Annotated in this window: 24 protein-coding genes and 3 pseudogenes; 8 read left to right on the forward strand and 19 right to left on the reverse strand. The window is 53.8% G+C overall.

The features are described from left to right. Positions 1-100: 100 nt before the first annotated feature. The 13 genes and pseudogenes from H7R76_RS24345 to H7R76_RS24400 all read right to left on the reverse strand — a co-directional run bounded on the left by H7R76_RS24345 (position 101) and on the right by H7R76_RS24400 (position 10,808). The gene (locus tag H7R76_RS24345; protein ID WP_001572362.1) at positions 101-1,123 is read right to left on the reverse strand and encodes an IS110 family RNA-guided transposase; all 1,023 of its coding nucleotides are present in this window, start codon (positions 1,121-1,123) and stop codon (positions 101-103) included. Positions 1,124-1,344: 221 nt separating this feature from the next. Then, positions 1,345-1,680: a hypothetical protein gene (locus tag H7R76_RS24350; RefSeq protein WP_016236507.1), complete on the reverse strand. Its 336-nt coding sequence runs from the start codon at positions 1,678-1,680 to the stop codon at positions 1,345-1,347. Beyond that, positions 1,677-1,892 (reverse strand): annotated as a pseudogene (locus H7R76_RS24355) (EamA family transporter); the annotation flags it as partial. The pseudogene H7R76_RS24355 and the gene H7R76_RS24350, both read right to left, overlap by 4 nt. A 277-nt stretch (positions 1,893-2,169) precedes the next feature. After that, positions 2,170-3,173 (reverse strand): annotated as a pseudogene (locus H7R76_RS24360) (IS110-like element IS5075 family transposase). Positions 3,174-3,251: 78 nt separating this feature from the next. Beyond that, the gene (locus H7R76_RS25335) at positions 3,252-3,488 is read right to left on the reverse strand and encodes a Tn3 family transposase (RefSeq protein ID WP_176392666.1); all 237 of its coding nucleotides are present in this window, start codon (positions 3,486-3,488) and stop codon (positions 3,252-3,254) included. Beyond that, positions 3,462-4,472, reverse strand: a pseudogene (locus H7R76_RS24365) (DUF4158 domain-containing protein); the annotation flags it as partial. The pseudogene H7R76_RS24365 and the gene H7R76_RS25335, both read right to left, overlap by 27 nt. A gap of 2 nt (positions 4,473-4,474) precedes the next feature. Then, positions 4,475-5,032 carry a recombinase family protein gene (locus H7R76_RS24370; protein WP_016236504.1) on the reverse strand — a complete coding sequence of 186 codons (558 nt, stop codon included), beginning with the start codon at positions 5,030-5,032 and terminating at the stop codon, positions 4,475-4,477. 129 nt (positions 5,033-5,161) lie between these two features. Beyond that, positions 5,162-6,649, reverse strand: a complete 1,488-nt coding sequence (locus H7R76_RS24375) for an efflux transporter outer membrane subunit (protein WP_011784757.1) — start codon at positions 6,647-6,649, stop codon at positions 5,162-5,164. Next, the gene (locus H7R76_RS24380) at positions 6,636-7,109 is read right to left on the reverse strand and encodes a cytochrome c (RefSeq protein ID WP_016236502.1); all 474 of its coding nucleotides are present in this window, start codon (positions 7,107-7,109) and stop codon (positions 6,636-6,638) included. Before H7R76_RS24380 ends, H7R76_RS24375 begins: the two co-directional genes overlap by 14 nt. 28 nt (positions 7,110-7,137) lie before the next feature. Continuing rightward, a complete protein-coding gene (locus tag H7R76_RS24385) occupies positions 7,138-7,848 on the reverse strand; it encodes an ABC transporter ATP-binding protein (protein WP_004393997.1) in 711 nt (236 codons plus the stop codon). A gap of 1 nt (position 7,849) precedes the next feature. Then, entirely contained in the window at positions 7,850-9,055 is a 1,206-nt protein-coding gene (locus H7R76_RS24390) for an ABC transporter permease (protein WP_182968130.1), read from the reverse strand. After that, on the reverse strand, positions 9,052-10,203 hold the full coding sequence (locus H7R76_RS24395; RefSeq protein ID WP_016236501.1) for an efflux RND transporter periplasmic adaptor subunit: 1,152 nt from the start codon (positions 10,201-10,203) through the stop codon (positions 9,052-9,054). Before H7R76_RS24395 ends, H7R76_RS24390 begins: the two co-directional genes overlap by 4 nt. Then, complete coding sequence (locus H7R76_RS24400; protein WP_000379506.1) at positions 10,200-10,808, reverse strand: TetR/AcrR family transcriptional regulator; 609 nt, start codon at positions 10,806-10,808, stop codon at positions 10,200-10,202. Before H7R76_RS24400 ends, H7R76_RS24395 begins: the two co-directional genes overlap by 4 nt. A 187-nt stretch (positions 10,809-10,995) precedes the next feature. On the opposite strand from H7R76_RS24400, the gene H7R76_RS24405 reads away from it, so the two are divergent. From H7R76_RS24405 to H7R76_RS24425, 5 genes are all read left to right on the forward strand, one after another. Further along, positions 10,996-12,000, forward strand: a complete 1,005-nt coding sequence (locus H7R76_RS24405; protein ID WP_000427614.1) for an IS110-like element IS5075 family transposase — start codon at positions 10,996-10,998, stop codon at positions 11,998-12,000. 459 nt (positions 12,001-12,459) lie between these two features. Further along, positions 12,460-12,780: a DUF134 domain-containing protein gene (locus H7R76_RS24410; RefSeq protein WP_001137910.1), complete on the forward strand. Its 321-nt coding sequence runs from the start codon at positions 12,460-12,462 to the stop codon at positions 12,778-12,780. After that, entirely contained in the window at positions 12,755-13,216 is a 462-nt protein-coding gene (locus tag H7R76_RS24415; RefSeq protein ID WP_000626969.1) for a NifB/NifX family molybdenum-iron cluster-binding protein, read from the forward strand. Before H7R76_RS24410 ends, H7R76_RS24415 begins: the two co-directional genes overlap by 26 nt. 160 nt (positions 13,217-13,376) lie before the next feature. Continuing rightward, on the forward strand, positions 13,377-13,814 hold the full coding sequence (locus tag H7R76_RS24420; protein WP_016241611.1) for a PaaI family thioesterase: 438 nt from the start codon (positions 13,377-13,379) through the stop codon (positions 13,812-13,814). A gap of 114 nt (positions 13,815-13,928) precedes the next feature. Beyond that, complete coding sequence (locus H7R76_RS24425; protein ID WP_000043177.1) at positions 13,929-14,405, forward strand: Dps family protein; 477 nt, start codon at positions 13,929-13,931, stop codon at positions 14,403-14,405. Between the two features lie 304 nt (positions 14,406-14,709). Here the strand turns inward: H7R76_RS24425 and H7R76_RS24430 are convergent, their stop codons facing one another. After that, positions 14,710-15,060, reverse strand: coding sequence for an ArsR/SmtB family transcription factor (locus tag H7R76_RS24430; protein ID WP_000928911.1), 351 nt, complete (start codon positions 15,058-15,060; stop codon positions 14,710-14,712). A 161-nt stretch (positions 15,061-15,221) separates the two neighbouring features. On the opposite strand from H7R76_RS24430, the gene H7R76_RS24435 reads away from it, so the two are divergent. Both H7R76_RS24435 and H7R76_RS24440 read left to right on the forward strand, forming a co-directional pair. Beyond that, entirely contained in the window at positions 15,222-16,880 is a 1,659-nt protein-coding gene (locus tag H7R76_RS24435) for an FAD-dependent oxidoreductase (protein WP_000706606.1), read from the forward strand. A gap of 245 nt (positions 16,881-17,125) precedes the next feature. Further along, entirely contained in the window at positions 17,126-17,590 is a 465-nt protein-coding gene (locus H7R76_RS24440; RefSeq protein ID WP_001243598.1) for a methyltransferase family protein, read from the forward strand. Positions 17,591-17,869: 279 nt separating this feature from the next. On the opposite strand, the gene H7R76_RS24445 is transcribed toward H7R76_RS24440, so the two are convergent. Next, a complete protein-coding gene (locus H7R76_RS24445) occupies positions 17,870-18,850 on the reverse strand; it encodes an IS5-like element ISKpn26 family transposase (protein ID WP_182968132.1) in 981 nt (326 codons plus the stop codon). A 53-nt stretch (positions 18,851-18,903) separates the two neighbouring features. Here H7R76_RS24445 and H7R76_RS24450 point away from each other — a divergent pair, with 53 nt between their 5' ends. Continuing rightward, complete coding sequence (locus H7R76_RS24450) at positions 18,904-19,218, forward strand: hypothetical protein (protein ID WP_227674026.1); 315 nt, start codon at positions 18,904-18,906, stop codon at positions 19,216-19,218. Positions 19,219-19,240: 22 nt separating this feature from the next. Here H7R76_RS24450 and tnpC read toward each other — a convergent pair whose 3' ends face one another. The 4 genes from tnpC to H7R76_RS24470 all read right to left on the reverse strand — a co-directional run bounded on the left by tnpC (position 19,241) and on the right by H7R76_RS24470 (position 22,914). Beyond that, positions 19,241-20,830 (reverse strand): IS66 family transposase, encoded by a 1,590-nt coding sequence (gene tnpC, locus H7R76_RS24455; protein WP_064146682.1) that lies wholly within the window; start codon positions 20,828-20,830, stop codon positions 19,241-19,243. A gap of 29 nt (positions 20,831-20,859) precedes the next feature. Continuing rightward, complete coding sequence (gene tnpB, locus H7R76_RS24460) at positions 20,860-21,210, reverse strand: IS66 family insertion sequence element accessory protein TnpB (RefSeq protein WP_032414478.1); 351 nt, start codon at positions 21,208-21,210, stop codon at positions 20,860-20,862. Next, a complete protein-coding gene (tnpA, locus tag H7R76_RS24465) occupies positions 21,207-21,614 on the reverse strand; it encodes an IS66-like element accessory protein TnpA (RefSeq protein WP_015632445.1) in 408 nt (135 codons plus the stop codon). Before tnpA ends, tnpB begins: the two co-directional genes overlap by 4 nt. Before the next feature lie 331 nt (positions 21,615-21,945). Continuing rightward, on the reverse strand, positions 21,946-22,914 hold the full coding sequence (locus H7R76_RS24470; protein ID WP_094316753.1) for an IS5 family transposase: 969 nt from the start codon (positions 22,912-22,914) through the stop codon (positions 21,946-21,948). Positions 22,915-22,944: the final 30 nt, after the last annotated feature.

A 22,944-nucleotide genomic window follows, 5' to 3' on the forward strand; every position in this document is an offset into this window, starting at 1 on the left:
GCGGATACGTATATCCTGTACAATAGCCAGATAGGCCTCACGGGGTCTAACCCTTTATCATCAACGAATTGCAGGTCAGATGGTTATTTTGTTTCGTGCTTTAGCTGGCTGAGTACAGCCTGAAATCATCACCGTAATGCAATGATGCCCAGCACAGCCTTGCGTTTTTGGCGGCGATGGCTACAACGGCACGCCAGTATCCTCTGCGATCGACCAGTGAACAGACCCAACGACTGAATAAATCAGTCCTTTTCTCGGCACCAATCAGAACCGAACGAGCCCCCTGAACCAGTAGCGTTCGCAGATACGAATCGCCAGCTTTAGTTATCCTGCCAAGCTTTGATTTCCCACCACTGCTGTACTGCGATGGCGTTAGTCCCAGCCAGGCTGCCAGTTGTCGCCCATTTTTAAAATCGTGTGCATTACCGATACTGGCGACCAGCGCACAGGCCGTTGTGGGACCAATCCCTTTCAGTTCCATCAATCGCTGGCTGCGGTGATCTGTTTTTGCCATGCGGGACAAAATCCGGTCATATTCAGTAATATTATCTTCAATACGATCAATGTGTTCCAGCAGGTCATTAACACATTGTTGAACCTGAAGTGGCAAAGAACTCTTCTGCTCAGAAACCATGTGACGCAGGGCATCTGTACTTTGTGGGGCGATGACACCGAATTCCGATATCAAACCTCTCAATCGGTTATATGTTGCTGTTTTCTCTTCGATAAAACCCTGTCTGATACGGTGTAGGCATTGCATCGCCTGCTGGCTCTCATCCTTCACTGGTACAAACCGCATATGCGGGCGACGAACTGCTTCACAGATAGCCTGAGCATCAGCTGCATCATTTTTGCCTGATTTACCGGCCATGCGGTAAGGAGATACAAATTTAGCAGCCATCAGCCGTGGTTCATGACCATATTGCCGAAACAACCTTGCCCAGTAGTGAGCCCCGGAGCATGCCTCCATCCCGATAACACAGGGAGGTAAACTGGCAATCAGCTCAGGAAGGGCAGCACGCGATACTTTGGGTTTAACCAGAACAGTTTTACCGTGTTGGTCAACGCAGTGAACAGCGAACACATTTTTAGCAAGATCGATACCGACAGTCGTGATGGTCATAACGAATCCCTCCGGGGCTATGTTTACCCCATGATTGCACAAGAGTTAATCAGGCGCATATCCAGGGGAAGTCCCTTCCATTCGTTAAGGTTATTTTTTGTACCTCTGAGCTATGTGAAGCTTGACCACTTTGACAGGCAGCTTTGAGCGATAAGCAGACATATTCACTGAAATTTTTAGGAAGCATTTTCTTGCCCATACGTGGCTTTATCTGCCGATTTTCAGAAAACGCATTCACCGTTATCGACGCGCTTTTCTGTCGTCAGCGGGATCGTCCCGCCTGAACCATCAGACACACCAAGTACCAGCACCTCTGACTTTTCAGGTCCCATCTTCATGGTACCCAGATTGACGATGCAGATTACCTGCGTTTCCTGCAGGTCTTCTGCTGCATAGTTAGTATACGCACCGCATGACACCCTTGTTCCCAGTTCTGGTCCTAGGTCAATAGTCATGCGCCAGGTGGGCTTTGATGTTTTACTCTCCTCAACCCTGATGATGGTACCGGCACGCATATCGAGAGCCGAAAATGAGTCAAATGACGCTTTATCTTTCATAATTCTTTCCTTTTTGCGATTTCAAAGTTTTCTTTCCGTTGCCGGAACAGACTGAAACGTAACTTTCCAGCCGGAACGGTGATGAGCCCCAGACACGCAACTATCAGTCCGACGCCTGCCCATCCGGAAGGCGGCAGCCTTTCACCGACGAGCACAACGGCCAGCAGTGCGGCTATAACCGGCTCCAGCAGACTGATCGTGGTTGCCATACTGGGGACGTCTCAGAAAACGGAATCTATGGTCACTCCCGTTTTTGCAACACCGATTTTGACGACAAGTTGGCTTGCTTGAATCTATCCGGCGTCTGAATGGGATTTTATTCCCGCGCCTCGATGAGTTCCGCGCCTGATGAACCTCCAGAAAATATACGGCTTCAATGAGCCTTTCCGTTTTACAGGTTCCTCAACAGGCCGGTGGGCCGTTAGTATCATCAATATCAGTATTCGCAAAACCAGATGAATGATTGTTTAAACTGGTGTATTTCTGCCTTTATGCTTCGTAAGTTTGCTGTCGCGCCGTCAGTGCCCAGGCTATTCTGGCCAGCTTGTTTGCCAGAGCACAGGTGACGACAAAGTTGCTTTTCCGACACAACAACTCCCTGACCCAGTCGGCCAACTTGCCAGACTGGTGTTCCAGTTTTTGTATGAATACCCTGGCACACTGAACCAACAAAGTTCGGATCTTTTTGTTGCCCCGCTTGCTAATCCCTAACAATGTCGTCCGACCTCCCGTGCTGTACTGTCGGGGTACCAGCCCTGTTGCCGCCGCAAAGTCACGGCTGCTGGCGTACTGCTTCCCGTCGCCAATCTCAGTTGAAATAGTACTGGCAGTCAGCGTTCCAACGCAGGGAATACTCAGCAAGCGCTGTCCAACCTCATCTTCGTCCAACTTTCGTTTCAACTGAGATTCCAGATCTTTAATCTGCTCAACAAGATAGTGATAATGCTGTTGTAATTTCAGCAGTAACTGGCTGAGATAAAGAGGCAAACTACTGTCCTCAAGAAGGGTACTCAGTCGACTAATAACGGCAGCACCTCGCGGAACGCTGATACCAAATTCCAGCAGAAAAGCATGCATCTGATTAGTTGTTTTCACCTTATCCTGAACCAGGGATTCACGGACACGATGCAGAGCTCGCATTGCCTGCTGAGATTCGGTTCTGGGCTGCATGAAACGCATAGATGGACGTGATGCTGCTTCACAGATAGCTTCAGCATCAACGAAGTCATTTTGTTGCTTTTAACGAATGGGCGGACAAATTGCGGTGATATCAGCTTTGGAAAATGCCCTAACTCTGCCAGCTTGCGTGCCATAAAGTGAGAACCGCCACAGGCTTCCATCGCGATGGTTGTTGCCGGGCATGTCGCCAGAAATTCGATTAGCTTTGGTCGGGTGAATTTTTTACGGTAAACGGCCTTCCCACGATGATCCTGACAATGAATATGGAAAGAGTTCTTACCCAGATCGATACCAATAAGCGCAATGTTTTCCATGATGGTTCTCCGAATGAAAGCCTGTCCTCAGCATAGTACTGGGAAGGAGGGAGTGACCATCTCATTAAATAAAGCACGCTAAGCCGGTGGCAGCGGTCGCAATGGCCTGAACTTCCCCGCACCGACCTTGGCACTGCTGCGCCATAGGTAATCGCCGGTCAGGTTGATATGCTCCCACCCCAGCGGGGACAGATATTGCAGCAACGTGTCGTCCAGCGCCTCGCCCTTATTCAGCCCCGCATGGACGCGGCGGCGCAGCTCCACGCTTTGCAGCCAATCCAGAATGAACAGCGTGCGCTCGATGCGCCCATACATCCGCACCTTGTCGTTGATCGCCTTGCCGGAAGCCTGGAACTGCTGTTGATGCTTGTTCTTGGCCGCATTGAACAGCTTGCCGATGATACGGTCGTGAAGGTCGATGATTTCATCAGTGACGGTGGCCATGCCCTCGATGGCCAGTGCTACCAAGGTGGCGTAACGCCGCTGCGACTCGAACTTGGCCAGGTCGGCGGGCGTCATCTGGCCGCCTTCGCGGGCGATCTTGAGCAAGCGGTTTTGGTGTACCTGCCGTTCGATGCCAGCAGGTAGGTCAAGCGCCTGCCAGGCTTTGAGGCGTTCGATGTGTTCAAGCATGTGGCGCGAGTTTGGCTTGGCGGGCGATTGGCGCAGCCACGCTAGCCACGTCATTTTGCTACCATCCTTGCGCTTGAGCAGTTCGTCCAGGCACTGGCGATGGACAGGTATCAAGGAATCGGCCAATGCCGCATGGATGCTTCGGTTGGCACGGGTAATGGCCTCGGCGCTTGCGCGCTCGATGGCATTCATGGCGGGTAGGATGATGCTCTGCCGCCGCAGGTTTTCAACAAGGGTGCTGGCCAGCACAATGCCTTTGTCTGTTTGCAAGGCCAGTTCGGTCAATGTATGCACGGCTTGCCGGTAATGACTCATGGTGAAGGGCTTGAATCCAAACACCGTTTGCAGCTCGACCAAGTGCTCCCGCCGTGTCTGCTCGCGCTGGCCGTAATGGTTCCAGCTTCCCACCGGCACCTTGAGTTGTGCGGCCACCATGCGCAGCAGGGGCAGAAATGGAGGATCATCGACGCCCAAGAAGATGCCAGGGAATCGCAAGTAGCAAAGCTGCACGGCGAAGCCCAATCGATTCGCGGCGCCGCGACGCTGACGGATCACCGACAGGTCGGTTTCGTTGAACGTGTAGTGCCGTATCAGTTCGTCTTTGGCATCTGGCAGTGTCAGCAGACTTTCGCGCTCGGTGGCGGACAGGATTGAGCGGCGTGGCATGGTCAGTCTTCCCGCAGGTACTGGTACAAGGTTTCGCGGCTGATGCCGAAGTCACGGGCCACCAAGGTTTTCTGCTCGCCTGCCGCAACTCGCCGTTTCAACTCGGCAATTTGTTCGCTGTTCAGCGATTTCTTTCGTCCCCGGTAGGCCCCGCGCTGCTTAGCCAGCACGATTCCCTCGCGCTGACGTTCGCGGATCAGAGCGCGCTCGAACTCAGCAAAGGCTCCCATGACCGACAGCATCAGATTGGCCATCGGTGAGTCCTCGCCGGTGAACGTTAGCCCTTCTTTGACGAACTCCATGCGCACGCCCCGTTGTGTCAGCCCTTGGACGATGCGGCGCAGGTCATCAAGGTTGCGTGCCAACCTGTCCATGCTATGCACCACCACGGTGTCGCCCTCGCGGACGAAGGCCAGCAGCCTTTCAAGTTCGGGACGTTGTGTGTCCTTGCCTGAAGCCTTATCGGTGAATACCTTGCCGACTTCTATTTGTTCCAGTTGTCGATCAGGATTCTGGTCGAAGCTGCTGACGCGAACGTAGCCGATACGTTGACCTTGCAAGATGCCTCCAAAGGTAAAAATGTCAGGATGAAATCTATTACCCTTGGCTGAATGTGTCAATAAATATAAATTAATACCCTACTCTGACGTTGTTTGTGCTCAACATCTGACATCAGGTTAGGGTTAGTCTTAACTGACACCACCTCCCAGGGCCTGATATAAAGCAACACTATCGACTAGGCGTTGTGCCTGGACCGCAACCATATTGATCCGGATTGACTGTGCCTGTTGCTGCGCGATGAGCAGTTGCAGGTAGCTGGCCGCGCCCAGCCGGTATTGCCGCTCGACCGACTGCAAGGAGGCCTGTGCAGCCATATCAGCGGCAGCGAGGGCAGTCAAAGTTTGTGCATCGCTTTCCACCGCGCGCAGGGTGTCGGCGACGTTACGCAAAGACTCCAATACGACGCTCTGGTAATTGGCTACGGCGGCATCAAAAGCGGCGAGCGCCGCTCTTTTTTCAGCGGGTAGCCCTGGATTAAAAAGAGGCTGGGTGAGCTGCGCAACCAGGCCCCACACTGCCGAGCCACCACCGAACAGGGCACCGGTGGTCAGCGCCTGAGAACCAAGGTTGGCGCTCAGGTTGATCTGTGGGTAGAGCTTGGCGACAGCCACACCATAGTCTGCATTGGCCGCATGCAACAGCGCCTCTGACGCCTGGATATCCGGTCGGCGGCGCACCAGTTCTGAGGGCACGACGAGCGGCATCTCGACGGGTAGAGTGAAATCGGCCAGAGTGAAGGCCGGGATGCCACCCGTGCCTGGGGCACGACCGGCTAGCACCGCCAGTAGATGTTCGGTTTGTTGCAGTTGTTTACGCAGCGCAGGCAGTTCTGCCCGCGTTTGCTCCGCCTGAGCTTGTAGGCTCAACGCTTCATCAGGTGAGGCCTGACCGATACGCACGCGTTCATGGGCCAGGCGCAGTTGCTCATCCTGCACGCGCAAAATGGCAGTAGTGGCTTCTAGTTGCGCGGCGAGGCGTGCTCGGGTAATGGCAGCGGTTGCCATGTTGCCGGCAAGGGCCAGGCGCGCAGCATTCAGTTCGAAGCGACGGTAGTCGGCGCGAGCAGCCAAGGCTTCGAGTGCGCGCCGGTTGCCGCCAGCCAGATCGAGGTTGTAATGCACGCCAACGCTGGCGTTGTAGAGGCTGAATTGACGTGCGTCTCCGCTCAACCCTTGGCTACTGGGACTCATTTGCTGGCGCTGAGATCCCAGTGCGACATCTACCTGTGGATATTGCGTCGAGCCCGCCTGTGCGGCAAGAAGCTCCTGCGCCTGTCGCAAATTGGCGCTGATGCTCGCCAGCGTCGGGCTGACATGGAAAGCTTCGTTTATCAGTCCGTCGAGTGCGGATGAACCCAAGCTTTGCCACCATTGCGTTTCGATCGGAAGCCCTTCGACTAGACGTTGTGTTTCGCCGAACTGCGTGGGAGCGGACACGGTTCTATCAGCTACCGGTGTTGCAGTGTAGCGAGCCACATCGGGTGCGGTGGGACGCTGAAAATCAGGGCCGGCGGCGCAGCCGGCCAGACCGGCGGTGACCAGACCAGCTACCAGGTAAGTTGCCGCAAGCCGTCTTTCGAGGCTGATGGGGCGCTGGCATGTTTTAGCGTGCTCCATAAAAATGCTCCACGAAAGGTTTACGGAAAGCTTGGTGGCAGCCCAAGCAGCTTTCCTGCACGTGGGCGAATGATTGGGTCACCGCCTTGCCGTCGCTGCTCGCAGCAGCCAGCTTCATGGCCAGCGCCGCCTCGTGAGTCTGCGCGTCAAAGTTTCTGAACTTGGTCGCATCAGCGCCGAGGTAAGCAAGGATGCGCATTTTTTCAGTAAGCGGTGGCTCGGGGTGTGCAGCAACTTTTGGGGCGAGCTGAACGACCTGAACCCATTCCTCCTGCGAAATCGCACCGGTAATAGCCTGCATGTTGCGCCCGAGTTCCTGCATGATCTTGCGTAGCGCCAGTGGCTCAACCTGGGTAGCGTCACCAGCCCAAGCTGGCAACTGAAAACCCCATAAAAGCAGGCAGGCCGTAACGGTCAGGGTGATAGTTCCAAATGCGTGGCTGTGTTTGCGGTGGGTCATGAAATTCTCCTGTAATTCAATCGTTCTCTCATTCGAACTCCCGCCCTTCGCCAGCTTCCTCATGGGTCACGCCGTCGCGGATGTGGTAGATGCGCTTGAATGTGGGGATGATCTTTTCGTCATGGGTGACGACGATGATGGCGGTCTCGAACTTCCGGGCCATGTCGTTGAGGATGCGGATTACAGCCATGGCGCGCTCGGAATCCAGCGGCGCAGTGGGTTCATCGGCCAGGATCACCGGCGGACGATTGACCAGTCCGCGCGCGATGGCGACCCGTTGCTGCTCGCCACCGGAGAGTTGCGAGGGCATTGCGCGAGCTCGGTGTTGCACATCAAGCGCTGTGAGCAATTCCAGTGCCTTCGCGCGCGACTCTCCATTCGCGACGCCTGCAAGCATCGGCAGCAGCGCCACGTTGTCGGTGACATCGAGAAACGGAATCAGGTACGGCGCCTGGAAAACGAAACCGATCTTGTCACGCCGTAAGGCGCGCAGGTCGCGGACTTTCCAGCCATCGGCGTAGATCACTTCATCGCCCAGCGTCATGCGACCGGCGGTCGGTTCGATCACCGCACCCAGACACTTGAGCAGCGTGCTCTTGCCGGACCCGGAAGGGCCGATCAGTCCCACCACTTCACCAGGCGCAACATGCATATTCACGTCTCTCAAGGCAAAGACAGCGGTGTCACCATCGCCATACCGCTTGCTTAAACTTTCGATGTGTATCCCTTTGCCACTCATCTCAACCTCCAATGGCTTCGGCCGGATCGACCTTGAGTGCTATGCGAATGGCGACGAGGCTAGCTAGAACGCAGATCACGAGCACGGCAAAAAAACCGGCGACAGAATCCATTGGCGTGAGCAGGACATATTTTGGAAAAGCCGGTGCTGAAAAGGTGGCTGTGATCTTGCCGACCACGAAGCCAATCACGCCCAGGGCGAGCGCCTGCTGCATGATCATCGCGGCGATGGTTCGGTTGCGTGTGCCGATGAGCTTCAACACCGCGATCTCACGGATTTTGTCCATCGTCAGCGAATAGATGATGAAGGCAACGATGGCCGCGCTAACGATGGCCAGAATCACAAGGAACATGCCGATCTGCTTGGCCGAGGTGGCGATCAGCTTGCCGACGAGGATGTCTTCCATCTGTGCCCGGGTGTAGACCGTCAAACGCTTCCAGCGCTGGATGGATTCGGCAACCTCGTCCGGCGCATGACCAGGTTTCAGAGTGACCAGCACGGCATTGACGAACGCGTTGCTGCTCTGTGAAGCAATCACGGCATCCAGCAAACCTGGATCACCGGGTCGATTGAAGACCGGGTTGGCTTCGGTGCGACGCCGGCTTTGCCAGATGGCATCGTTGTCCTTGAGGAACTGGGCCTCCTGGGCATCTTTGAGCGGAATGAATACCATCGGGTCGCCGCTGGACGACACCATACGCCGTGTCAGCCCCGCGACGGTGTAATGATTGCGGCGAATGGTAAGACGATCTCCCAGTTTGAAGCCGGTGGCGATGTCGGCCACAGCCTCGTAGTGACCGCGCGTGATCTGGCGTCCAGCGACGAGATAAGGAGGCCATCCGGGTGTAGCCCCCAACGCACCGGGCGCGATGCCGACCACCATGGTGCGTACATCACTCTCGCCCTTGCGTACCTGCATGGTCAGGTAGGTCGCGTTCGCTGCCTGTGAGACTCCCGGCATGGCGAGAATGGCGCGATACACGTCATCGTTGAGGCTGGACGACTCCGCATAAGGACCCAGAGTATCCTTTTGCACCACCCAAAGGTCAGCGCCACTGTTGTCGAGCAACGCCTTGCCGTCGTCCACCATGCCTCGGTACACCCCAGCCATGACTAGGGTGACGCCGATCAGCAGACCCAGACCGATGCCGGTGAAGACGAATTTCCCCCAGGCATGGAGAATGTCGCGGCCGGCCAGGCTGATCATCGTGAAACTCCCGGGATATGCTCGACCACATGGATGCGGCTGCGCGCCGTCAGTGCCTTTTCGCTATAGGTCACAACCTGGTCCCCATTCTTGAGCCCTTCGCGCACCTGCACGTAACCATTGAGGTCGGAAGTGCCGAGCTTGACCGGGGAGAAATGCAGATCACCATCCACGATTTGCCAGACACCAACTTTATCGCCTTCACGCTGGACGGCAGCGTTGGGGATCAGTGGAGCGGCCGGGAGCGCCGGCAAGTCAACCGTGACTTCGGCCAGTTCACCCACTGGTGGCAAAGGTTCTGGTTTGTTATCGAATGTCACCTTGGCAAGCGTTTCCTCGGTTACCGCGTCGGCCTTGGGTTCCACCCGCAGCACGCGACCTTTCAAGGTCTGGCCACCACGCGAACGCAGGACGATATGAGCCGGCAGCCCCCCAGCCAGCCCCGATGCGCTGATCTGGTCGAAGCGCACATTGATCCACAAACTCTTGGGGTCGATCACTTCCACCACGGCCTGGCCCGCGACGATGGTCGTGCCGGGATCGGCATCGCGCACGGCGACTACACCGTCGACCGGCGCGATCAGGCGCAGATTGCTCCGCTGCGCGACGAGTGCTTCGCGGTCGGAGCGTGCCCGGGCAATATCTTCCCGAGCGGCGGATAGGGCGGCATCGGCGATCTGCAGTTCCTGCCGCTTGGTGGTGACGATTTCCTCGCTGGTCGAGCGCACCGCAAACAATTGCTCATAGCGGCGCGCCTGGGTTTGCGCGTAGGCTTGCCGGGCTTCTGCCTCGCGCAAAGCCGCTTCCGCCCGCTTGAATACAGACTCCTGTGAGCGCACCCGATCATCAAGGTCGACCGGCTCCATCTCGCCGAGCACCTGTCCGGCCTTGACCTGGTCGCCTACATGCACCTCCAGGCGTTTGACGCGCCCGGCAAACGTCGGCCCGATCTTGTAGGTGTAGCGCGCCTCCACCGTGCCGATGCCGAACAGCGCCGGTGTGATAGCCCGTGATTCCACGCTTGCCACCGTCACAGCGACCGGGGCGAGCGGCCCTGATCGCAGACCGACATAAATAAAAAGCACCAGCAAAGGAATGATGACGGCAAGCAGTGCCAGGGTGCGGCCTTGCAAGGGTAACTTTTTCATTGCGCACTCCTTATGCCACGCCGATAAATTGCAAAGACGCGCGGCGCATCGCGGTGCATACGTCCCACATCACCCGCCAACAGCGATTGCATGACCAAGCCCTGGATCGTGCCAATGAACAGCGTTGCCGCCGCCTCGTTGTCAAGCGAGGGAGACAACTCGCCGCTGGCCTTGCCTTTCTCGATGAGACGATGCAAACGTTCGCTGTAGCGCTGAATCAAGGTTTGCACCATGCGCTTGGCCGGTGTCGATTCGGCACGCTGAAGCTCACCAAACATCATTCTTGGCACGCCTGGGTGCTCAGCTACGAATTCGATATGACTCATGAACATCGCCTCCATGGCTGCCAAGGGCGACTCGATTCCTTGTGCGGATCGATCGATTCTGGCTAATAGGCGCTCTGCTACCCACTCCATGACCGCCTGCCAAATGGCTTCCTTGTTCGGGAAGTGCCGAAACAGCGCACCCTGGGTCAAGTTCATGTGTTTAGCGATAGCCGCAGTGGTTATCTCGCTTGGGTTTTGTGAACCGGCAAGCGCCACGACGGACTCGACAGTTACGGCACGACGTTCATCGGCCGGCAGATGCTTTGGATGGGTGTCCACGAGCACTCCTTGTAAGATAGTAATTGATTACTATCTTACCACAAGAGGCAACTCAAACAAGAGAAAACCCGACGTACTCGTCAATATCTAGAGTCTGCAATGGGCTTAACGTGCTTTATTTAATGAGATGGTCACTCCCTCCTTCCCAGTACTATGCTGAGGACAGGCTTTCATTCGGAGAACCATCATGGAAAACATTGCGCTTATTGGTATCGATCTGGGTAAGAACTCTTTCCATATTCATTGTCAGGATCATCGTGGGAAGGCCGTTTACCGTAAAAAATTCACCCGACCAAAGCTAATCGAATTTCTGGCGACATGCCCGGCAACAACCATCGCGATGGAAGCCTGTGGCGGTTCTCACTTTATGGCACGCAAGCTGGCAGAGTTAGGGCATTTTCCAAAGCTGATATCACCGCAATTTGTCCGCCCATTCGTTAAAAGCAACAAAAATGACTTCGTTGATGCTGAAGCTATCTGTGAAGCAGCATCACGTCCATCTATGCGTTTCGTGCAGCCCAGAACCGAATCTCAGCAGGCAATGCGAGCTCTGCATCGTGTCCGTGAATCCCTGGTTCAGGATAAGGTGAAAACAACTAATCAGATGCATGCTTTTCTGCTGGAATTTGGTATCAGCGTTCCGCGAGGTGCTGCCGTTATTAGTCGACTGAGTACCCTTCTTGAGGACAGTAGTTTGCCTCTTTATCTCAGCCAGTTACTGCTGAAATTACAACAGCATTATCACTATCTTGTTGAGCAGATTAAAGATCTGGAATCTCAGTTGAAACGAAAGTTGGACGAAGATGAGGTTGGACAGCGCTTGCTGAGTATTCCCTGCGTTGGAACGCTGACTGCCAGTACTATTTCAACTGAGATTGGCGACGGGAAGCAGTACGCCAGCAGCCGTGACTTTGCGGCGGCAACAGGGCTGGTACCCCGACAGTACAGCACGGGAGGTCGGACGACATTGTTAGGGATTAGCAAGCGGGGCAACAAAAAGATCCGAACTTTGTTGGTTCAGTGTGCCAGGGTATTCATACAAAAACTGGAACACCAGTCTGGCAAGTTGGCCGACTGGGTCAGGGAGTTGTTGTGTCGGAAAAGCAACTTTGTCGTCACCTGTGCTCTGGCAAACAAGCTGGCCAGAATAGCCTGGGCACTGACGGCGCGACAGCAAACTTACGAAGCATAAAGGCAGAAATACACCAGTTTAAACAATCATTCATCTGGTTTTGCGAATACTGATATTGATGATACTAACGGCCCACCGGCCTGTTGAGGAACCTGTAAAACGGAAAGGCTCATTGAAGCCGTATATTTTCTGGAGGTTCATCAGGCGCGGAACTCATCGAGGCGCGGGAATAAAATCCCATTCAGACGCCGGATAGATTCAAGCAAGCCAACTTGTCGTCAAAATCGGTGTTGCAAAAACGGGAGTGACCATAGATTCCGTTTTCTGAGACGACCCCCTTATGGCAGCACTTTAAATTGAGTCTCATACAGTATCTGTTTTCTTTCTCTTCATCTCTCATGACCTGCTGCCCACTTACAGACTCCAGGGTAAAGCAAAAAATTCTCCACCGGTGAGCAGAGTATATTGCATATGCCAGTTTATGAGTGTATATATAGCATATGCCAATAAGGAGCCTTCATGCCAAGACCCAGAATTCCCCGTAACATCTGTGGCCGCCCTGCGGATACCTGTTTTAAGCCCAATGCGCGACCGATGAGCCAGCTTGAACATGTTCATTTAAAAGAAGATGAGTTTGAAGCGTTACGGCTGGTCGATTTACTGGGCATGCAACAGCAGGAAGCGGCTGTTGCAATGGGGGTTTCAAGGCAGACACTGGCCAATGTCCTGAAAGCAGCCCGTTTTAAGGTTGTGGACTGTCTCACTCAGGGCAAGGCCTTAATAATGCACTCTGAAAGGGAAGGAGTTACACAAGATGATCACAGCCATTCCAGTGAATGACGACCGGGTAGCAAATCATTTTACCAAAGCGAGTCACCTTGTCCTGGTGGATGAGCGCGGTGTGGAGCTCAGCCGGACAGAAAATCCCGCGCTGGGCGCAGATTGTTCAGGTAAACGGAAGCTGGTTGACCTGCTGGTTCAACAGCAAGTCAGCCGCGTTGTGGTCCGTAACATCGGGGAACGGATGCTGGGTAAATTACTGGGGCATCAGATCGCGGTGTACCAGACTGACTGTGGTCGTCGTTTGTTCACTGAACTGTGTGATCCGGATACCCGTGTTCTGACTGAACTGAATAAGCCGGAGCAGGGACGCCAGTCCTTTCATCATGAGGCGAAAGGGAAAAAATGCTGTCACTCTGACGGGAACACAGCAGAAAATGCGTGCCAGGGTGGGCGTCAGCATCATCACGGAAACGGGCGCTGTTGCCATTCATGAGTTTATTTCATCACGGGCGGTGATTTTTATCAGACCCGTATTGTGTATAAACCAGGAGCCGGAATGTGTGGAGGAGGCAGTAATGATGCCGGGGGAGCCCCTCAGCTGACTGAATTCCGGATGCCTCCCGTCAGTACAACCGGACGCTGAGCAGAAACAGATGAATTGTTATCTTGATGCCAGAAAGGCCCATACCTGTTGTATGGTCTGTAGTTCCCGCGACAACAACCCTGATACGGTGAACTTAATGTTTTCAGAGCACCCGGATGGCTCTGTATGTGCGGACTACACGGCCAATCACAGGCATCAGGGGTATACGGGTCTTTTACATGGCGGAATGACGAGTACCCTGCTGGATGCAGCAATGACTCATTGTTTGTTCATGCAGGGTGTGCAAGCCCTGACGGCTGAACTGACGGTAAGATTCATTTCACCCGTTTGTACCGGAGACAAACTGATGGTATGTGCCAGACTGCTTGGGCAACGCAGGGGGATTTACCTGCTTGAAGCATGGCTGACAAAAGGACAGCAGACAGTGGCACGTGCCACGGCGAAATTCATTGTTCCGTCGCAGGATATTGCTCTGGCGCATCGCTAGTGTGACAGACGACAGGTGTACCTGGTTATTATAAAAATTTGAGGCGTGTTTTGCTCAGACCGGAAAGAATAATCGCATATCGTATATTCCACTGAAACCGTGTAAGAGGTAGTTATGAGTAAACAAATCATTGATATTGGTATTGCTGAATCATCCCGGGTGGAGATTGCAGACGGCCTGTCCCGGCTTCTTGCTGACACCTATACCCTGTATATAAAAACACATTACTATCACTGGAATGTAACTGGCCCCATGTTTAACAGCTTACATTTAATGTTTGAAAATCAATACAATGAGCTGGCCACTGCCGTTGATGATATCGCTGAACGTATACGCTCGCTCGGATGCTTCGCGCCCGGCACATATCATGAATTTTCACGTTTAACAGCGGTTAATGAAGATAAGGATATTCCGGCAGCAAAAAACATGATTGAAAATCTTGTCCAGGGCCAGGAGACCGTGGTTAAAACTGCACGCTCCCTGTTCCCGCTCGTTAATAATGCGAATGATGAAGCCACAGCAGATCTGCTTACACAACGTATCCAGTTACATGAGAAAACTGCCTGGATGTTGCGTAGCCTGCTTGAATAATGTCACCCCGTGGCAGCAGAAAAAACGGTTTGTCAGCCACAGGCTATTACTGACAGTGCAGAATCATCCGTGTTCCTGTGGCTGTTTTTTCTGACCGTCACAGTATTAAACACCATTGAATCAGTGGGTTAATCAGTGAATGCGTGAACGAGAAATACAGTCCGTGACGGGCATCATCGGCTGGTATATCCGGACCACTGTTGTTTTCCCGTTAAGGTATCGCAGGTTCCGGTCTGGCATTTCACAGCCTGAACAGGGTTAATGATGCATGGATAAAACGGTTTACGGGGAAAGCAGGATCATATTATTCGTTGTTATGGCTTCCTTTACCGGTGCCTGCCTGCGGGCAGTAGAGATCATATAAGGTATTTAACAACGTCATGATACGGTTATCCTCAATACGGTAATATACCATTTTACCTGCCCGTCGGGTCTCGACCAGCTTCAGGCGGCGCATTACACCCAGCTGCTGGGACAGGGTCGGCTGAGTGATACCGACCGCCGCTTCCAGCCCGGCCACATTCGCTTCCCCCAGGCTTAACTGACACATCAACAGCAACCGGTCGCTGTTGGCCAGTCCCCGTAAGACATCTGCTGCCCTCAGGGCCGCATTCTTCATATCTGTCTGACGTTTTGTGTCTTCATTCATGAGCATTGCTGATTTCTCATACTATGTGTTTTTATATAATATAATTTAGTATACTAACGGTATCGTAATTTTGCCATCGTGTTCGTCAGGTCTGCAGCGTCCTGCCGGCCCGGGGAAACGATTATATCTGGCAGGCATTTTTGCCCCGGGTGAACAGAGAGGATGTAATGAAAATAGTGATTGTTGGTGGTGTTGCCGGCGGGGCATCCGCTGCAGCCAGAGCTCGTCGGTTATCAGAGGATGTCAGTATTGTTGTGTTTGAACGGGGAAGCGATGTCTCTTTCGCCAACTGTGGATTACCTTATCATATAGGCGGAAAAATTCCTTTAAGGCAGTCACTGATTCTGAAAACCCCGGAGGATTTTAAATCCCGCTTTAACATAGACGTCCGTATCTGTCATGAAGTGACGTCAGTGGATCCGGTTAATAAAACGGTGACGGTTAAAAATCTGACCTCAGGGGAGGTCTATAGCGAAGAATGGGATCGTCTGCTCCTCAGTACCGGCGCCGCTCCGGTTGTCCCTCCTTTGCCCGGGCTACAGGAAGAGGGTGTCTTTACGCTGCGAAATCTTACTGACATGGATGCTATCCTGGGGTGGATTGAGCAACATCACGTAGCTCACACCACGCTTGTCGGGGGGGGATTTATCGGACTTGAAGTGATGGAGGCTCTGAGCGAACGGGGGATCAGTGTGACCCTGCTGGAGATGGGGGAACAGGTTATGGCTCCGGTTGATCCTGAAATGGCATCTGCCCTGCATCAGGAAATCCGGAGTCATGGCGTGGATCTGCGTCTCAGAACGGCGCTCACCGAGGTACTGCGGACAGAGACGGGATTCCGCGTTGCACTGTCTGAGGGTGGGTTTCTGCAGACCGACATGGTTATTCTCGCCATCGGGGTAAAACCTGAGAACAGCCTTGCCACAGGAGCCGGGCTCGCAGTGGGTAAACGGGGAGGCATAAGCGTCAATGCCTGTATGCAGACCAGTATCCCTGACATCTACGCCGTGGGGGATGCCGTTGAAACTCCAGACTTTGTCTTTCAGGAACCCGCTAATTTTCCTCTGGCAGGGCCCGCCAACCGCCAGGGACGCATTGCTGCTGATAACATGCTAGATCGTCACAGCCTTTACCATGGCAGTCAGGGGACATCCATTTGTAAGGTATTTTCGCTGAGTATTGGCAGCGTCGGTGCGAATGAAAAGCAGCTGAAAGTTCATGGCACCCGATACGAGAAGGTTTACGTCCATGCCGCTGATCATGCCGGTTACTACCCGGGGGCAACGATGATCAGTCTGAAACTGCTGTTCAGCCCCGATACCGGTAAAATTCTCGGGGCTCAGGCATCAGGGAAAAAAGGGGTTGATAAACGCATCGATGTCCTGTCTGTCGCACAGCGCGCGGGGCTTACCGTCAACGATCTCGAACATCTTGAGCTGACTTATGCTCCACCTTTTAACAGTGCAAGGGACGTCGTTAACCAGGCTGGTATGGTGGCGACAAATGTAATGAAAGGAGATACGGTCATATGTCATGTCAGCGATGTGTTACAACGGGAACCGGGCAGTTATTGTTTACTTGATATTCGCTCTCCTGCCGAACTGAAACAATTTGGCGAATATCCTGACGCGCTATCCATTCCACTGGATTCCCTGCGGGAGAATCTTGAAAAAGTGCCTAAAGATAAAGAGATTTTTATAGGGTGCCAGAGTGGCCTGCGCGGGCATGTGGCATACCGTATTCTTCAGGCCCACGGCTTCAGGACATATAATCTGAGTGGTGGCTTTATAACCTGGCAGGCGGTAACGGAGTCAATAAGTAAATAAGAGATGAGGTGCCATACACATGGCACCCTGAATCGCCACAGGTTTAACAGTGAAGTGGTCTGCTGAATTTGTTCACCTGAACAGAGGTGTGGACTGACCCCGCACCGTTATAAGGACAGTTATGAAAAAAATAACTTTTCAGATCAGGCATATAATGTCAGATTCATGGTCACTATAGGAATGGCAAGGACTGGATTTTCATTTTGCAGCCATCAGGCTGCTTAGTTCAGAGATAGGTCTGTGTAATGCGTAACTTCGTGACTCGATTGAGAGTATGGTTTCCGCCCCCACTCATCTTATTGCTGTTTTTCGTCACTGATGTGTTGACTGCAATCCCGCGTTTTACCTTCGACATCGTGAATATAGTGCTAAGCGTGTTGCTGACCGGTGTTTGTATTACCATGATACTGCACACCGCTTGGCAGATGAGCACGAACGGCACGACGCTTAATCCGCTTCATCCGGATAGAACCACCAAGCTGGTAACTGTCGGTTGTTACGCATGGAGTCGAAACCCTATTTACCTTGGAATGAGCGGGCTCCAGTTATCCGTTGCTCTCTGCTTTGGCAGCCTGGTGGGGATACTTGCTGTACCGTTGTTTATGTTTGTAGTAGCCAGATTACATATCCATGTTGAAGAGGTACAGCTTCGAAAACGTTTCGGGTTGGAATGGGAACGCTATACCCAACGGGTTCGTCGCTGGTTATAGCAACCCCGTGGTGTTGCAGGAGACAAATAACGTCGAAATCATAAAGAAAAGAATTCATCATCCTTGAGCTTTTATATCGTAATCGTAAACCAGGTGCCGTATGTAGCCATTGAGCCAGTGCTGGTACCTTAGGGAAGGTGCGAATAAGCAGGTCATTTCTTCCCAAGCTGACTCGCTGATTAAAATTTCGCGGATCTGGGCCGATTTTTTTCCCGCAAACACATCGAATCAGCCTATTTAGGCTATTTTTTCCACCATTTCTGGCGTTATTTCCGGTTTTTACTGAGATCTCTCCCACTGACGTATCATTTGGTCCACCCGAAACAGGTTGGCCAGGGTGAATAACATCGCCAGTTGGTTATCGTTTTTCAGCAGCCCCTTGTATCTGGCTTTCACGAAGCCGAACTGCCGCTTGATGATGCGAAACGGGTGCTCCACCCTGGCACGGATGCTGGCTTTCATGTATTCGATGTTGATGGCCGTTTTGTTCTTGCGCGGATGCTGCTTCAAGGTTTTTACCTTGCCGGGACGCTCGGCGATCAGCCAGTCCACATCCACCTCGGCCAGCTCCTCGCGCTGTGGCGCTCCTTGGTAGCCGGCATCGGCTGAGACAAATTGCTCCTCTCCATGAAGCAGATTACCCAGCTGATTGAGGTCATGCTCGTTGGCCGCGGTGGTGACCAGGCTGTTGGTCAGGCCACTCTTGGCATCGACACCAATGTGGGCCTTCATGCCAAAGTGCCACTGATTGCCTTTCTTGGTCTGATGCATCTCCGGATCGCGTTGCTGCTCTTTGTTCTTGGTAGAGCTGGGTGCCTCAATGATGGTGGCATCCACCAAAGTGCCTTGGGTCATCATGACGCCTGCTTCGGCCAGCCAGCGATTGATGGTCTTGAACAATTGACGGGCCAGTTGATGCTGCTCGAGCAGGTGGCGGAAATTCATGATGGTGGTGCGATCCGGCAGGGCGCTATCCAGGGATAATCGGGCAAACAGGCGCATGGAGGCGATTTCGTACAGGGCATCTTCCATGGCACCGTCGCTCAGGTTGTACCAATGCTGCATGCAGTGAATACGCAGCATGGTCTCCAGCGGATAGGGCCGTCGGCCATTGCCCGCCTTGGGATAAAACGGCTCGATGACAGCGGTCATATTCTGCCATGGCAGAATCTGCTCCATGCGGGAGAGGAAAATCTCTTTTCGGGTCTGACGGCGCTTAGTGCTGAATTCACTATCGGCGAAGGTGAGTTGATGGCTCATGATGTCCCTCTGGGATGCGCTCCGGATGAATATGATGATCTCATATCAGGAACTTGTTCGCACCTTCCTTAATCAATACCGCGTCACAGCCTGCCGATCCTTCATTACAGGTCTTCATTCCTGCCGGTGGCAATCTTCTTTCGCCCGGCGATGGATGGTTTGAACCCGTGGTGGAAATCGGTGATGAAGTACAAGCAGGTGATCTGGCTGGATGGCTTCACCGCCTCTCAGAACCAGAAGCCATACCGCAGGCTATACATTTTAAGGTCAAGGGACGGGTCTATTCTCAGCGCACTTTTGGTGCTACGTCTCAGGGCAACAGTCTTGCGGTTTTGGTACAAAACCTGTCGAATAAGGGTAAGCGTTAACCGGACGCCGTATTGACACTGGTCAGGCAGGTATAGCCACGTTCCACGGCAGAAGTTCACCAACCCTGTTGGAAGGCCACTCAGGCAGAACGCTCAGGATGTGGCGCAGATACGCTTCTGGATCGATACCGTTCAGACGGCACGTTCCGATCAGTCCGTACAGCAGTGCACCACGTTCGCCACCATGATCGCTCCCGAAGAAGATGTAGTTTTTCTTTCCCAGGCAGACGGCGCGAAGCGCCCGCTCCGCGGCGTTATTGTCGGGTTCCGCCAGACCGTCACGGCAGTAGTAACACAGGGCATCCCACTGGTTCAGGGCATACGTGAACGCCTCTCCCAGCCGGGATTTTTTCGACAGTGTCGCACTTTTCTCCACCATCCACTCATGCAGTGACGCCAGCAGCGGCGCACTCCGCGACTGTCTGGCCGCCAGACGCTCTGTCTCCGGCATGCCGCGTATTTCCGCTTCGATGGCGTACAGTTCGCCGATGCGTTTCAGCGCTTCCTCCGCCGTGGCGCTCTGGCTGCTGATGTACACGTCGTGGATTTTTCGGCGGGCATGCGCCCAGCATGCCGCCTCTGTCAGCACGCCGCCTTCTCGCGATGTACTGAACAGCCGGTCATACCCCGCGAAGGCATCTGCCTGCAGGACGCCACGGAAGGAGCGAAGGTGCAGCTCCGGGTGTTTTCCCTGCCGGTCCGGTGAGTACGCGAACCACGCTGCCGGAGGATCTGACGAACCGGCATTCCGGTCATCCCGGACATACGTCCAGATACGCCCGGTTTTCGTCTTTTTCCTGCCCGGCGCCAGCACCGGCACTGGAGTATCATCTGTATGCAGTTTGCGGCAGTTCATCACGTAGTGATAAAGGGCTTCGTCCAGCGGCGCCATTAAACGGCAGCACGTATCCACCCAGTTGGAGAGCAGTGCGCGGCTCAGCTCCACCCCCTGGCGGGCAAGGATTTCCGTCTGGCGGTACAGCGGCAGATGTTCACAGTATTTGGCTGTTAACACACGGGCCAGCAGACCCGGTCCGGCGATACCCCGCTCGACAGGACGTGACGGCGCGGGAGCTTCCACGATACCGTCACATTTTGTGCAGGCTTTTTTTACCCGCACTGTGCGGATCACTTTCAGGGCGCTGGCAACCAGCTCCAGCTGCTCCGCGCTGACTTCGCTGAGGTACGCCATTTCACCGCCACATGCCGGGCAGCAGGTTTCTTCCGGCTCCAGCCGGAGTATCTCACGGGGAAGATGTTCCGGAAGCGGACGACGGTGCCGGGACTGACGGAGCTGGCGGGGAACCTGCGGGTCGTCTTCCCGCCCACTGTAACGATCGCTCGCCTGTTCGCGCTGTTTCAGCAGCGCTTCGGCCTGTGCCACCTCGCGGCGCAGTTTTTCAGAACGGGTGCCGAACATCATACGGCGCAGTTTTTCTATCTGAGACCTCAGGTGTTCTATCTCCCGTTCGTCTTCCTCGATCTTTTCTTCAGCGCGGGTCAGCGCAGAGCGCAGGAAGGCCTCAGTCTCGGCAACGAGACTGAGCTGGCTGTCTTTCCGGCGAAGTTCTTCTTCCAGCGCGGTGATACGGGCGAGATAGTCCTGACTCATGACCCATTTATAATGCGGCCATGCTTTTTTTACAACATTGTCAGTGAGTTAAGACGGGGTGTTTTGGGCTGACGCCAGTCCAGCTTATCGAGGAGCATGGCCAGTTGCGAGCGACTAATGGCCACCTTGCCGTCGCGCACGGCGGGCCAGATGAACTGCCCTTCCTCAAGGCGTTTGGTGAAGAGGCACAGTCCATCCGCATCTGCCCAGAGAATTTTGACGGTATCACCCCGGCGGCCACGGAAGATGAACAGGTGGCCGGAGAAGGGGTTCTCATCCAGTACGTGCTGTATCTGCTCGCCCAGACCGTTGAAGGATTTACGCATGTCGGTGGCGCCGGCGACCAGCCAGATACGGGTGCCAGACGGGAGGGAGATCATCGTCCCCTCCCGGTCAGTTCGCGAAGCAGTGTTTTCAGGATAGCGGGAGATAAGTTCCCTGTCAGGCGCAGACTGGCGCTCCCGACAGCCACTTCGCAGGTCATCACCTCACCGTAAGCGGAACCGGATGGTTCATAGTGTGGTTCTGCATGATGTGACAGGGACATGTCAGATACCACAACAGGGATGACAGCATCAGGTTTACTGACTGAACGTTGTATTTCATCGGGCAAAAGGTGGCTGTAGCGCTGGCGCCATGTAAACAACAGATTGTCATTAATCCCGTGTTCTCTGGCCAGTTGGGCCACGCAGGCTCCAGGCTGATAAGATTTTTCGACAAGTTCCAGTTTAAAGTCCATGGAGTAAGACGCACGAACCCTGCGGGGACGAAGAGAATCTGACATTGATAGAGTCCATTAACGTTTATAAGAGGACTCTATCATCGTCAATCACCGGAAATTTCAACAGACGGTACTGAGATGACGCTTACGAATCTGCGAAACCCTCCTTCCCTTCATCCCTACAACACCTACAGCAAAGCGATCATATCACAACTCAAAATCTACGGAGTAAGGTGGAGATGTAAAAGATGCGTATGAAATCAGCATTTAGTTTAGCTCTCTATCTTCACCCGGTCGGAACAGAGAGGATCTGCCCCATACGTCCTTACCCTAAAACGGGCTTTGTTGAATAAATCAGATTTCGGGTAAGTCTCCCCCGTAGCGGGTTGTGTTTTCAGGCAATACGCACGCTTTCAGGCATACCTGCTTTCGTCATTTTGTTCAGCGCTCGTACCAGGGCCATAGCCTCCGCAACCTGACCATCGTAGTCACGCAGCGTCAGTGAACCCCCGAACAGCTGTTTTACCCGGTACATCGCCGTTTCCGCTATCGAGCGACGGTTGTAATCTGTTGTCCATTTCCACCGCGCATTACTCCCGGTCATTCGCTGATTAGCCACTGCACGGTTACGGTCTGCATATTCACCGGGCCAGTAACCCGCACCTTTTCGGGGAGGGATAAGCGCGCTGATTTTCTTACGCCGCAGTTCATCGTGACAGAGCCGGGTGTCGTAAGCGCCGTCTGCCGATGCTGCCCTGATTTTTCTGTGAGTCTGCCGGATAAGACCCGGGAAGGCTTCTGAGTCCGTCACATTGTTCAGCGACAGGTCTGCACAGATGATTTCATGTGTGTTGCTGTCAACTGCCAGATGTAACTTTCGCCATATACGACGGCGTTCCTGGCCATGTTTTTTGACTTTCCATTCGCCTTCACCAAAGACCTTCAGCCCGGTGGAATCAATCACCAGATGCGCGATTTCACCCCGGGTGAACGTTTTGAAACTGACATTAACCGACTTTGCGCGCTTGCTGACACTGGTGTAATCCGGGCAGCGCAACGGAACATTCATCAGTGTAAAAATGGAATCAATAAAACCCTGTGCAGCCCGCAGGGTCAGCCTGAACACGCGTTTAATGACCAGAACGGTGGTGATGGCGAGATCAGAATAGCGCTGAGGTCTTCCCCGTGATGAAGGCGTTGTCGACTCATACCAGTCCTGAATAGCTTCATCATCCAGCCAGAAAGTTATGGAGCCACGGTTGATGAGGGCTTGATTGTAGGTGGGCCAGTTGGTGATTTTGAACTTTTGCTTTGCCACGGAACGGTCTGCGTTGTCGGGAAGATGCGTGATCTGATCCTTCAACTCAGCAAAAGTTCGATTTATTCAACAAAG

It is taken from the genome of Klebsiella sp. WP8-S18-ESBL-06 (genome assembly GCF_014169755.1).
GTDB lineage: Bacteria > Pseudomonadota > Gammaproteobacteria > Enterobacterales > Enterobacteriaceae > Kluyvera > Kluyvera ascorbata_B.